We start from the raw sequence: 12,886 nt of genomic DNA on the forward strand, positions 1-12,886 counted from the left end.
TGGTTAACTAGCTCGCGAACCAGTTAAGCCATTTTTTCGAGAGTTTTTGGCCCGACAATTCCGTCGGGTTTTAAACCGTTCTTTTGTTGAAAGTCTTTAACCGCTGTCTCTGTCCCCGGCCCGAAAACCCCATCGACAGGCGAAATGTTCAGTGCTTCCTGAAGCTTTTCAACGTCAGAACCTTCCATCAGCGGCCGGCCCATACGTAAAATTCTGGGTTTTTCATCCCACGGTGCCTTAGCAAAACCCATTGCTGGCGATCGATTTAGGGCCTTCTCTGTTTGATCTCCGTAGCCACCATCCTCATCAATCGTTTCCTTCGGATGATTCTTGTTCCAAAGCTTTTGAATAGCCAACATGGCTGTATCGCGAAGGTCTTGAGTGCCTTCACCCACATAATCAAAATGGGGAGGATCGAAAGATCCCAGCCGCCGCCAACCATACTGTTCGAGGAAAGGTTCCCAGCCATCAGGGTCTTCAATATCCAACGCCAACCCACTTTGATGGTTGCTTTGGCCTGGAAGAGCCACCACAGGAAAACCACAATCACTACCCCATCGATACAAAAGAAGTTGTTGCGCGATCGTCCGGTAAGCTGAATTTATGGACATCGTGATGCCTCGCTCCTGAATCGCCTGCTGCAATCCCTGCTTGGCTGAAGGTTGCAGAAACGGAAAAGCTGCATCTTCAAGTTGCACATTCTTCAGATCGTCAAAGCTAACCAGAGCATCTGGAATGATCAGATTCATCTGATGAATCAATTGCTGTGACAACCCGTTAACAATTGAGGTCGAGCAGCCGGGAGCATCCTGAAGCAAGCCATTAAAACTACCTTTCCTTCCTCCCGACGAACGGGCTTCTCCCTCATTGATTTCAATACAAGGCTCAAACTCATAATTTCCTGTTTGATTAGATGTATCAACGGTTGTATCGCTCATCGCATTCTCCCAATTTATAATTAAGTGAAATAAATCGCGATCGAGCTAGTGAAAGTCCTAGCATTTACTGCGGTATCGTCACGCTAATGGCATTAAATTTACTTGCCTTAAACGCCCAATACCATTCGAGTTTCATCACCAACAATCCCATCCGCAGTCAGTTTTTTTTGCTTTTGAAACTCTCTAACTGCTCGATCCGTTCCCTTTCCAAAGATGCCATCAGCTCCATCGGCTCCGATATCAAAACCTGCATCGATCAAAGCTTGTTGCACTTGTCGCACATCCTCACCTTGGATTATTGGCTCGGTAAGTTTGAGAACCCGAACTGTAGGCTTTCCTGAAAATAGAGCTTGCTCAGCCAAGCGCCTGCGTGTCAGCCCTGGCCAGGGTTCGCCATTGACTTTATTCCACACAGGAAACTGATTGGCTGCTCCTTGATAATCTCCGTCGTTCAACAGCTTCAGAAGAGTTGAACCTCCAAAACCTTCTGTTCCTGGGCCCACGTTGAAGCAGAAACAAACCAGCGCAGAAAACTGATTGTCATTAAGCTGAACTTCAACGGCATCCTCAACATAGGATTCAAATTTTTCTAAATCTCCGATCAGCAATTCTTCTGCTTTCATTTGGCTAATGGTCATTTCTGGAAACACATCATCGCCAGTGTGTCCATAACCAATTGTCCAAACTCCACCGCCATCATCATAAGCAGTCAGCTCGCATCCTTCAAACGCAGTCAGAAGCTTAAAGCCTTCTTGATTGATATGCTTTGAACCTCTGCGTTCTGCTACATCAGGCGGTTGTTTGTCGGGAGGATGAATATGATATGTTTTAGCCACGCTGAACTTTAAAGCATCAATTAATGCTTTTACTTGCCCATTAGTCTCCGTGACTTTAATAGCTAGGCCGTCTTGCATTTCGTACACACGACCATCTTTAAATATTTCCAGCCATCTTGACATTTTAGAGTTGCCTGTTTTTAAGGTAGATTTGGTCAAAAGATGCTTCCTGAACCTTAGCTAGCGCCGAGGAAGAGCTAGCCTCTCGAAACCAATTGGAAAGAGTGTATTAATTGATATTTTTTCTGAATTGGTTGCGATAAATTATTTTCACCATTACGGCTATCCCAAGACCGATCCAGAAATTTTCTCTAAACCTTTATATAAATTAATTTATTCTATTAAATTAAATGTTTTTAAACGGTCAAAAAAACTTAAAAGCTTAGCTAAATATGGGTTTAAGCCGATCGCTATCCAAGAAAAATAGAGGTAGGTAATCGCTACTTTTTCGGGTTTTGAGAACGCAGTTGGAGGCATGGGGGCGATCGATCTCTGCCATAGTTATGCTCAATTAAGCTGCGATTGTCGCTGTTATATTTCAATATGCTTGGGATTGCAGAGTGCGATCGGCAAAACGCTGTGAAAAACAGATGCTGAGATTGATTTCGGGTCGCGCAATGACCAAAAAAGCATTAACAATCGCGTATTCTGCTATATTTTCCCTTGGTAAATCCGCTTCAACGCTTTACCTGTCTTGATTTCAGAGGGGGTTTCCCCGCGTGAACTCTGTAGCTTCAGCGTTTTTCGATGCTTGCTTGGCTTGGGCTATTTGTTCTCGGAGATTTTAGTGTGTTAACTCTTGGTAGCAGTTTCTCAAGGCTAGGTATTTTTTGCTCTCAGTTTTGTTAAGTTCCAATACTTGATTATTGCTGCTGGGGATGGCGTTAAGCGGACTGTGAAGAACATGATGCTTAATAATCGCTTACTACTTGGGAAATAAGTAAATAGGAGGAAGTAACTAACTTTTATTTTTGCTATTTTTGCTAAGGGTAAGTGCTGAGGATAAATTTTTATGGAACAAAAGCCGATCGCCAGAAAGCATCTTGTTTTGAGTCTCATCACTGGTATAGCAGTCGGCGCGATCGCCGGCGCACCCATCGGCTGGATAGCTAATGGGTATTATTCCGAGCAGCGTTTGGCTCAAATTCTGATTTGCCGAGAAAAGAATAGAGATAAGCCAGTTGCTATTGTTGAGTCTATTTGCGGTTCCCGATTCTAAGTTTTTCTGCTCGCCCTACGGCTGTATCAAATATTGTGAAGCCGTAGGCTGCGGAGCGTGCTAAGTTGACACAGGCTTTGAATAGCATAGAAACTGACGCACCCGTAGCTGTAAGGTTCGGTCAGTTCTTAAACTTTCAATTATTCACTACAAACTCTAGCTGACACACGCTACTAACTTCGATTCTCATTTTGTGTGAAAATATGCCACCAACCGGAAAATTAATCCGTCCGTTGATATGTTGGTATGTTAAATTGACACAATAATGAACTACAGCAGAACAATTCCGGCTATTTTGAGTGCTGCGATCGGCCTAAGTGCGATCGCCCTCATCCCACTGACATCACCTCAAATCGCCCTAGGATTAACCGCCGACGCCGTTAAAACCGTCGCCAAAGAAATTACCGTGCGCATCCAGGGGCCAAAAGGTGGTTCGGGAGTAATTTTAGAGAAACAAGGCAACACATACTATATTCTCACCAACTGGCACGTGGTGGATAAAGCCGGCGATTACGAAGTTGTAACTCCCGACGGCAAAGCTCACTCTGTATCATATAGCCTCGTGCGGCGAGTGCCGGGGATGGACTTAGCCGTCGTACCCTTCAGCAGCCCTCAAAGCTACCGTCTCGCTCAACTAGCAAATTCCGCCGCAACTCCCGGAAAAAAGGCTTATGTGGCTGGTTGGCCCATATCCGGCGGTTCCCTGAGACAGCCGATTTTCATCGCTACGGAAGGTCAGCTTACCGGCCGCCAGACTCCTTGGAACGGCTATACTTTGGTATACAATAACTTAGTGAGAGCAGGGATGAGCGGCGGGCCAGTGCTCGACGACGCGGGGCGAGTTGTGGCGATTAACGGTATTGTTAGGTTAGAGGACAATTCGGATAAAATCGTGGCGGCGGGGATAGAAATCAATACTTTCATGAAATGGCGATCGACTATTTCGTTACCAGTCCTTCCGCAATCTCCAACAGCCGGAAACCCGAAAACTCCTGTTAATAATCCGCCTCGGAAGCCTGGAAGCGCGATCGCCTTTGCAGCCACAAATACCCTCAAAAGCCCTTCAGAAGTTGTCAGTTCCCTTGCCCTAGCTTCAGCTTATTTTACCACAGGAAACAGCAACGGCACAATCTCAGTTTGGAATTTCCCCAGCGGGCAATTGAAAACTACGCTGCAAGGACACACAGAAGCGGTAAACGCATTGGCCGCCAGTGCCGACGGAAAAGTATTAGCTAGTGGCAGCGATGACAAAACTGTAAAAATTTGGAATTTAGAAACAGGCGCGGTTGTACGCACTTTGAGCGGGCATTCCGGTGCTGTTTCGAGTGTTGCCGTCAGCCCCGACGGTCAGTTTGTTGCCAGCGGCAGTTGGGATAAAACGATTAAGGTTTGGAATGCGAAAACCGGGGAATTGCTGCGAACTTTAACCGGGCATTCTGGCTTAGTGAATGCTGTGGCGATTAGTTCCGATAGCCAAACTTTGGCTAGCGGTAGCAAAGATGGTTCAATTAGGTTGTGGAATTTAGCGACAGGTGCAGCAATTCGCACGATTGGCGGCAAAAACTTGTCTGTTTTGTCCCTAGCTTTTACTCCCGATGACAAAACTTTGACCGCCGGTAACAGCAACAGCACTGTTGGGTTATGGAATGTCGGAAACGGGCAGTTAATTCGGCGTTTGAGTGGACATACCGATGGGGTTTGGTCTGTGGCAATCAGTCGGGATGGGAGTATACTGGTTACTGGGAGTTGGGATAAGAGTGTGAAACTTTGGGATTTGCGATCGGGCGAATTGAGAGGTAGTTTGAGCGGGCATTCTGGCTATGTTACTGCTGTGGCAATTAGCGCAGATGCTAAGACTATTGTGAGTGCGGGTTGGTTGGGGGAAATTAAGATTTGGAAAAGGAGTTAAGATTTTTTAACCGCAGAGGGCGCAGAGGGCGCAGAGGAGGAGAAAGAGAGAGGTTGGCATTCGATTGAGGATTGTTATATAATAGATATTTGGCATCACAAAAAAATTATGAGCGAACTAAAGACAAAATTGCCAACAGATACCTGGGTAGTAGCTAGCTGGGAAGAATTTATCGAGATGGCAGATAACCCGGCTTACAAAAAAGCCAAATGCTACTATCGCAACGGACAAATGAGGATTGAAACCATGTCAGTAGGCCCTACTCATTCACGCGACAATCCAATTACAGTTTTTGCAATTAACTTATTTGGCACTATCAAGGGAATTTCTCTTAATGGTTTGGATAACTGTAGCTACCGGAAAACAGGAGTTCGAGAGTGTCAGCCAGACGTATCTTACTACATTGGAGACAGAGCTAAATTAGCACCTCAAGGAACTTCCATCGCCAGTCTTGACGTTACTCCACCGCCAGATTTAGTCATCGAAGTTGCTGACTCAACTTTGGCTGATGATATTGGTGAAAAACGGTTGCTTTACGAAGAACTAAAAGTCGCCGAATACTGGGTAATAGACGTAAAAAAAATAGAAATTCTTGCCTTTGCAATTATTGCTGATAATGGCAGTCGGCGACTTGTGCAATCCGAAGTTTTGCCGGGATTAACTATTGCTTTACTAGAAGAAGCCTTGCGCCGAAGTCGGACTCAAGACCAAGCACAAGTAGGAAGTTGGCTATTAACTCAATTTCAGCAACCATAATCCCTGCTTTCTTTCTCCTTCTTTCCTCTATCCGTTACATCCGTTACATCCGTTACATAATCCGCTGCCGAACTTCCTTGGAGCCCTTAGCGCCTAAGCGCTTCGCGCAGGCTACGCCAACGCGGTTCGTCAAAAAGTCTACTTCATAAAAGCGTTATTTTGTCAACCCCCACTTGACAATCCCTTAACACTCCGAAACAAAAATATATTTTGAACTACTTGTATAAAAAACAATTAACTACCCGACACAAACCCTAAAAACGGAATATATAGGGTTTCAAGCTGTATTTTATAAATTGACATACGTCGCCAAGATTATCAAATTCATAATACCACGCAAACGACCTTTTTTCGTCAAATAAATGAGAATGAAATCAATAAGGAAGCCTATGAAATATCCAAAATTAGAGTGATTGTTTTAAACTTTAAAACTCAAGCGACATAAATATTAGCTAAACTTATAAATCAACCAAAGCAATCTCAACCTTAGCCGAAGTCGGACGACAGCAGCCCAAAAATCGCCGCCAGTTTCTCTGTACGATCGACAGTTATGATAAATTTGGTTCTTGCCGGACTACACTGGAAAACAAAATCACATTAAAATTTGCGCTATAAATTTGATCGACCTGCACTGCCAGCGAGACTCTGTAACTCCGCACGCAACCCGTGGAGTTAATTTAAAACCTCAAATCTCAAACCTAAAATCGACTGATTTCTGACAAATGATTGAAGTAGACCACTTAAGCAAAAATTACGGTTCGACCGCAGCGATCGCGGACGTGTCTTTTTCGGTCGAATCAGGAGAAATTCTCGGGTTTTTGGGGCCTAACGGTGCCGGCAAAACCACCACCATGCGGATTTTGGCGGGATATTTGCCGGCATCCAGCGGTACTGCCCGCATCGCTGGCCTGGACGTTCACGAAAACTCGATGGGAGTTAGACAGCGCATCGGCTATCTGCCGGAAAACCCGCCGCTGTATCCTGAAATGACTGTGGAAGGGTTTCTGTTTTTTGTGGCGCGGATTAAGCAAGTACCTGCGGGCGATCGCGCGCGACGAGTTACCTCCGCCATCGAACGCTGTGGCCTGGTTGATAAACGCAAAGTTTTAATCCGCAAACTTTCTAAAGGATTTAAGCAACGAGTTGGTATTGCGCAGGCGATCGTCCACGACCCGCCCGTGATTATCCTAGACGAACCAACCGTCGGCCTCGACCCGCGACAAATTATCGAAGTCCGCAATTTAATCAAAAGTCTCGGCGGCCAACACACAATCATCCTTTCGACCCACATTCTGCCGGAAGTCAGCATGACTTGCAACCGCGTCACCATCATCAATCGCGGTCAAATCGTCGCAGCGGGTACTCCCGAAAATTTGATGGGAGAGTTGGCCACAGGTTCGGGTTACGAAGTCGAAGTTGAAGGTGAGGCGGATTTGGTCAACAATCTGCTGTTACCTTGTTTGGAGAATTTGCCGGGAGTTCGATCGATCGAATTGATCCCAAACCAGCAATTTTTAGCCAGTCGCTACCGTCTGCGGGCCTTGTGCGAACCGGAAATAGAACCCGGACGAGAAATCGCCGCAGCTATCATCGCCTCTGGATTCGGACTCTGCGAAATGCGCCGCAATCGGGCTACTCTGGAAGATGTGTTTTTACGGCTGACAGCGGCTGAAAAGAAACCGGAAGAAAGTCTGGTTCACAGCGAACCGGAGGTCGATCGAAATCTGCAAGAAGCGGCAGAAATTCAAGATTCGATCGCGGATACTCATCAATCGGAATCACCGATCATCGCCGACTCTCATCAATCGGAATCGGAACCGATTGTGGAAAATCTGCCAGTTTCGGATAGGCATGAGTCTCTCTATGATTCTCATTCAGCATCCGAACCAGTTGTAGAAACTGTAGAATCCCTCTATGATTCTCATTCAGCATCCGAACCGGTTGTGGAAATCGTAGAGTCGATCGAGTATCACCAACCAGCATCCCACCCCGTTGCAGAAATCGCCGAGTCGATCGAGTATCACCAACCAGAATCCCAGCCCGTTGCAGAAATCGCGGAGTCGATCGAGCATCATCAACCAGAATCCCAGCCCGTTGCAGAAATCGCGGAGTCGATCGAGCATCATCAACCAGAATCCCAGCCCGTTGTAGAATTATCAGAGTCGATCGAGCATCATCAACCAGAATCCCAGCCCGTTGTAGAATTATCAGAGTTGATCGAGCATCATCAACCAGAACCGATTGTCGAAAATCCGGAAGTTGTAGAAACTGTAGAGTCGATCGAGCTTTCTCAACCAAAATCCCAACCAGTTGCACACACACCAGAAGCAATCAGCGATTTAGAACCAGAAATGCAACCAGTGGCAGATTTTCTGGAAATTGTAGAAAGACAACAGTCGATCGAGCTTTCTCCCTCCGAACCGCCTCCGGTTCCAAATTTTCTGCAAATTGCCAAAACAGAAGAGTCGATCGAGCTTTCTCAACCAGAATCCGCACCAGTTGTGGAAATCGTAGAGTCGATCGAACATTCTCAACCAGAATCCGCACCCGTTGCAGAAATCGTAGAGTCGATCGAGCTTTCTCAACCAGAATCCGCACCAGTTGCGGAAATCGTAGAGTCGATCGAGCTTTCTCAACCAGAATCCGCACCCGTTGCAGAAATCGTAGAGTCGATCGAGCATTCTCAACCAGAATCCGCACCAGTTGCGGAAATCGTAGAGTCGATCGAGCTTTCTCAACCAGAATCCCAACCGGTTGCAGAAAATCGGCAACTTAAAAAAAAGCCACAACCGAGTAGCGATTCTCAACCACAACAGCCACCTGTTAGCAGAAAGCGACAAACAGAAAGAAAGCAACAGGATAGCGACGACAGCAAAACACCACCAGCAGGCAACTCAGAATGAACCAATTACCAATTACCAATTACCCATTCCCAATTCCCAAATGTTAGTAATGATTAGTAATATTGTCGCCATTTACCGCAAAGAACTGCAAAGCTATTTTGCCTCGCCATTAGCATATGCAATCGCCGCCGTCTTTTGGCTAATTACCGGCTACTTTTTAATCGCCATTCTCCTCGCCCCCGACGGCTTAATTCTCCAAATCGGCCAGCGAGACCAAGCCGGAATTACCGAACCTCCCATCGACATAGCCTACGAATTTCTGCAACTATTCCTGCGAATCATGGGTTCCCTTTCACTGTTTGTACTACCCGCACTCTCCATGGGACTTTACGCAGAAGAACGCAAACGCGGCACCTTAGAACTATTAGCCACATCCCCCTTAACAAACTGGGCAGTTGCTACGGGCAAACTCCTCGGCGTATTAACATTTTACACCACAATGTTGCTGCCTCTGTTGTTCTGCGAGGCGATCGCCCTAAGTTCCTCAACCCCACCCGTACCCTCCGGCGTCCTACTGCTAGGACACGGCGGCCTAATCTTACTAGCAGCAGCAGTATTGTCCCTCGGAATGTTTATTTCCTCCCTCACAGACAGCACAATTTTATCAGCCATCCTCACCTTCACTCTAGTATTATTTCTGTGGGTGATTGACGCAGCCGCGGTCGGTATCGGCGGCCCCTTCGGAGCAGCCCTAGGACAACTTTCGCTGCTAACACATTACACCAATCTTGTCAAGGGAGTTTTCGATACCAGCAGTTTAATTATGTTTGCCAGTTACATCATTTTAGGAGTATTTCTCACCGCCCAATCCATCGACGCCTTGCGATATCAGCGTTCTTAAACAGCCAAGGTTCAGATTCGGGAGTGGGAGTGAATCAGGGGAGAGTAGAGGAGTGCGAGAGAGGACAAAGAGAGAATTACCAATTCCCAATTCCCAGAAAGAATTGGGTTAAAGCCGGAACCCTTGTAGGGAGAAATTAAAAGCAGACTATTCATTACTCCAATCCTCGGACTTCCAGGTAGAGGTAGCCCTCAACTGTCAACTGTCAACTGTCAACTGTCAACTGTCAACTGTCAACTGTCAACTGTCAACTGTCAACTGAATGAACAATTCCTGTGAATCCTTCTAGAAAGTACCTCAAAAAATGAGATTTATCAATCCCAAAAACCACTTTGCCTTCAAAAAAATATTTGGTTCCACCAACAGCAAAGACATCCTGATTGACTTTTTAAACGCCATCATTTATGAAGCACAGCCAGTCATCGAAGACTTAGAAATAATCGAATCCCAACCAGGACAAAATCAAGCTTTCGGAGTCCAAGATACAGGCCTAGATGTCAAAGCCATAATTAACGGTGACAGAATTGCCCTCGTTGAAATCCAACTGCTCAACGTGCCTTCCTTCGAGAAAAGAGTTTTGTACAACGCTGCCAAAACCTACAGCCTCCAGTTGACAAGAGAAGAACGTTACCAAAGACTAAAAACAGTAATTTCCTTAAAAATTGCCGATTTTGAAATGTTTGAAAATCAGCCGGAATATATGACGCGGTTTGTTTTTCAAGAAAAAGAGCCACAGCTTGACTGTCCCGATACAGAAATAGAATTAGTGTTTGTCGAACTCCCCAAATTCAGCAAAGAATTATCAGCCTTAGAAACAAGCGCCGACCAATGGATTTACTTTCTCAAAAATACCAGCACTCTGGAGGCATTACCAGAAACCCTGAGTGCATTTCCCGAAATTGAGCAAGCTTTGAGAATTGCCAGCGAGGACAACTTCACTCCCGAAGAATTAAAGGAATTGCAAAGCCAAGAACAGTGGATTCAAGACCAGCAGATTGCCCTAGATTTAGCAAAAGAACAGGTGACAAAAACTGCTCAACAGTCATTAATATTGCGTCAAATCGTGCGGCGTTTAGGCACAATAGAACCGGAAACTGAAAATTGTATCCGTCAATTAGACCTACAGCAATTAGAAGACTTGGGAGATGCCATCCTGGATTTCAACCAGCAGTCAGATTTAACAGCATGGTTGGAGTCTCAGGCGATATAGAATAACATTCTCGAACCGAAATTTGGTCACACAATATTTACATTATGAAAATTAGCAAAACAAATTGGAAGTATATTTTTTGGCTGGGCCCCCTTTTCACCGCAGCCGGGTTAACAGCAAGACTTGTATCCGCAGCGTGGGAACCCCTGACAGTCGGTCTAGTTATTGCCGGAATAGTGACGATCGCACTTTGGCTGCTATATTTAACTAACGAACAAGGCTTTTGGGGGCAGCGTTCTACTCAAGCGGGCACCAACGCCCTGATTGCTACCCTCGCCGTCTTTGCAATTCTCGGAGTAATTAACTTCATAGCCTTTCGCTATCCCGTCCGCATCGACTTAACCGAAAGCCAACAATTTACCCTCGCCCCCCAGACTCAACAAATACTGCGGAACCTGCAACAACCCGTCAAAGTTTGGGTATTTGACCCCCTGCAAAATCCCCAAATTAAAGAATTGCTGCAAAGCTACAAACGCGAGGGAGGCGAAAAATTCCAATACGAGTTTGTAGACCCGCAAGCCCAACCGGGAAAAGCCCGGGAATTTAGCATTACCAGCATCGGAGAAGTTTACCTGCAATCCGGCGACAAAAAACAAGTGCTGCAAAAAGGCGGCACTGCTTTTGGTAGTGACCCGAATCAAGGTCTTTCAGAGATCAAACTTACTAATGGCTTAGAAGAAATTCTGAGCACTCGCGTTCCTACAGTTTACTTTTTGCAAGGCAAAGGCGCCCGTCCGCTAAAAGAAGGTCAAGGTGGCATTCAGCAAGCTGAAAAAGCTCTCAAAGACAAATTTTACAACGCCCAAACCCTGAATTTTACCGAACGCAAAGAAGTTCCGGAAGATGCAGATGCTTTAATCGTTGCTGGGCTGGAAAAACCGTTTTCCGATACAGAAATTAAAGCACTAAAAGCTTATCTCGATCGCGGCGGCAGTTTATTCTTAATGGTAGACCCCGGAATTAATACGGGATTGGACAAAATGCTGCAAGAATGGGGCATAAAACTAGACACCCGTTTGGCTATCGATGCTTCGGGTACCGGTCAAAGATTCGGCCTGGGCCCCACGGTTCCCACAGTTAGGCGTTACGGCGAACATCCGATTACTCAAAGTTTTAGCACCGGCACTTCTTTCTTTCCGTTTGCGCGTGCTCTCTCAACCTCGCCAGTAGTAGGGATAGAGGAAAAACCGCTGCTGTGGACGAGTCAGGAAAGTTGGGCGGAAAGCGATTTGACAACTAAGAAATTGGAGTTCGATCCGAAGACCGATCGACAAGGCCCGCTATTATTAGGTGTGGCTTTAGTGCGATCGGGTTCTGACACCACTCCCTTAAACCCCTCACCCTCACCAACACCCGTCACGCCTTCACCCCAAGCATCCCCGAAAGCATCACCGACAACTTCACCATCACCGACAACATCACCATCACCGACAACATCACCATCACCGACAACTTCACCATCACCGACAACTTCACCATCACCGACAACTTCACCATCACCGACAACTTCACCATCACCGACAACTTCGCCGATAACATCGCCATCTCCGACAACATCACCATCACCGACAACTTCGCCGATAACATCGCCATCTCCGACAACATCACCATCACCGACAACTTCACCGACAACATCGCCGACGACTTCGCCATCACCGACGACTTCGCCGACAGCTTCCCCAATTAGCTATTCGGTGATTGTCTCCCAAGAAGCTACGCCTCCAGTGTTACCGACGACTTCACCCACACCAACAGCATCTCCCGAAACTTCGCCCGAAACTTCGCCCACAGCATCTCCCGAAACTTCGCCCACACCAACACCAGCAGCATCTCCCACAGCATCTCCCAGTCCAACCACAACTCCTTCTGCGCCTTCAACTCCTAGAAAAACATCGCGCATGGTAGTAATTGGCACATCTCAATTTGTGACTAACGGTTGGTTCGACCAACAACTCAATAGCGACGTATTTGTCAACTCGGTCAGTTGGTTGAGCAAACCTGACCAGCAAAGCTTTTCTATCAGTCCCAAAAAAGCTACCAACCGCCGCATTAACATGAGTGTCGTCCAAATAGGCTTGCTGGTTTTAGCTTGGCTGATTTGGCCTTTACTCGGACTGGGAATTGGCGGCACTATCTGGTGGAAGAGAAGATAATTGCGAAGGAAGTTCGGCAACGAGCAATGTACGGGATTTAACGGATTTATTTTCTTCTTTCTTGTTTTTCCACCCATTGCCAATTCCCCTAGGGTGCGTCAGAGGAAAAATTATCAGTCTG

Annotated in this window: 9 protein-coding genes and 1 pseudogene; 7 read left to right on the top strand and 3 right to left on the bottom strand. The window is 46.3% G+C overall.

The features are described 5' to 3' along the window. Window positions 1-23: 23 nt before the first annotated feature. Together QUB68_RS11775 and QUB68_RS11780 are read right to left on the bottom strand one after the other, a co-directional pair. Complete coding sequence (locus QUB68_RS11775; RefSeq protein WP_332992457.1) at window positions 24-938, bottom strand: peptidoglycan-binding protein; 915 nt, start codon at window positions 936-938, stop codon at window positions 24-26. 107 nt (window positions 939-1,045) lie between these two features. Further along, complete coding sequence (locus QUB68_RS11780) at window positions 1,046-1,897, bottom strand: glycoside hydrolase family protein (protein WP_332992459.1); 852 nt, start codon at window positions 1,895-1,897, stop codon at window positions 1,046-1,048. Between the two features lie 889 nt (window positions 1,898-2,786). On the opposite strand from QUB68_RS11780, the gene QUB68_RS11785 reads away from it, so the two are divergent. From QUB68_RS11785 to QUB68_RS11805, 5 genes and pseudogenes are all read left to right on the top strand, one after another. Further along, complete coding sequence (locus QUB68_RS11785) at window positions 2,787-2,993, top strand: hypothetical protein (protein ID WP_332992461.1); 207 nt, start codon at window positions 2,787-2,789, stop codon at window positions 2,991-2,993. A 265-nt stretch (window positions 2,994-3,258) separates the two neighbouring features. Further along, a complete protein-coding gene (locus tag QUB68_RS11790) occupies window positions 3,259-4,902 on the top strand; it encodes a trypsin-like peptidase domain-containing protein (protein ID WP_332992463.1) in 1,644 nt (547 codons plus the stop codon). Window positions 4,903-5,010: 108 nt separating this feature from the next. Beyond that, window positions 5,011-5,658: a Uma2 family endonuclease gene (locus tag QUB68_RS11795; protein WP_332992464.1), complete on the top strand. Its 648-nt coding sequence runs from the start codon at window positions 5,011-5,013 to the stop codon at window positions 5,656-5,658. A 722-nt stretch (window positions 5,659-6,380) separates the two neighbouring features. Beyond that, window positions 6,381-7,086 (top strand): annotated as a pseudogene (locus tag QUB68_RS11800) (ABC transporter ATP-binding protein); the annotation flags it as partial. Between the two features lie 1,515 nt (window positions 7,087-8,601). Beyond that, a complete protein-coding gene (locus QUB68_RS11805; RefSeq protein ID WP_332992465.1) occupies window positions 8,602-9,402 on the top strand; it encodes an ABC transporter permease in 801 nt (266 codons plus the stop codon). 11 nt (window positions 9,403-9,413) lie between these two features. Here the strand turns inward: QUB68_RS11805 and QUB68_RS11810 are convergent, their stop codons facing one another. After that, a complete protein-coding gene (locus tag QUB68_RS11810) occupies window positions 9,414-9,557 on the bottom strand; it encodes a hypothetical protein (protein WP_332992467.1) in 144 nt (47 codons plus the stop codon). A 149-nt stretch (window positions 9,558-9,706) separates the two neighbouring features. Between QUB68_RS11810 and QUB68_RS11815 the strand changes: the two genes are divergently transcribed. Next, window positions 9,707-10,612, top strand: coding sequence for an Rpn family recombination-promoting nuclease/putative transposase (locus QUB68_RS11815; protein ID WP_332992470.1), 906 nt, complete (start codon window positions 9,707-9,709; stop codon window positions 10,610-10,612). 44 nt (window positions 10,613-10,656) lie between these two features. Next, entirely contained in the window at window positions 10,657-12,765 is a 2,109-nt protein-coding gene (locus tag QUB68_RS11820) for a GldG family protein (protein WP_332992473.1), read from the top strand. Window positions 12,766-12,886: the final 121 nt, after the last annotated feature.

This window comes from Microcoleus sp. A006_D1 (genome assembly GCF_036702805.1).
GTDB lineage: Bacteria > Cyanobacteriota > Cyanobacteriia > Cyanobacteriales > Microcoleaceae > Microcoleus.

Coding starts and splice junctions, on each gene's coding strand:
- QUB68_RS11775 (WP_332992457.1), bottom strand. CDS start 938: ATGAGCGATACAACCGTTGATACATCTAATCAAACAGGAAATTATGAG.
- QUB68_RS11780 (WP_332992459.1), bottom strand. CDS start 1,897: ATGTCAAGATGGCTGGAAATATTTAAAGATGGTCGTGTGTACGAAATG.
- QUB68_RS11785 (WP_332992461.1), top strand. CDS start 2,787: ATGGAACAAAAGCCGATCGCCAGAAAGCATCTTGTTTTGAGTCTCATC.
- QUB68_RS11790 (WP_332992463.1), top strand. CDS start 3,259: ATGAACTACAGCAGAACAATTCCGGCTATTTTGAGTGCTGCGATCGGC.
- QUB68_RS11795 (WP_332992464.1), top strand. CDS start 5,011: ATGAGCGAACTAAAGACAAAATTGCCAACAGATACCTGGGTAGTAGCT.
- QUB68_RS11805 (WP_332992465.1), top strand. CDS start 8,602: ATGTTAGTAATGATTAGTAATATTGTCGCCATTTACCGCAAAGAACTG.
- QUB68_RS11810 (WP_332992467.1), bottom strand. CDS start 9,557: ATGAATAGTCTGCTTTTAATTTCTCCCTACAAGGGTTCCGGCTTTAAC.
- QUB68_RS11815 (WP_332992470.1), top strand. CDS start 9,707: ATGAGATTTATCAATCCCAAAAACCACTTTGCCTTCAAAAAAATATTT.
- QUB68_RS11820 (WP_332992473.1), top strand. CDS start 10,657: ATGAAAATTAGCAAAACAAATTGGAAGTATATTTTTTGGCTGGGCCCC.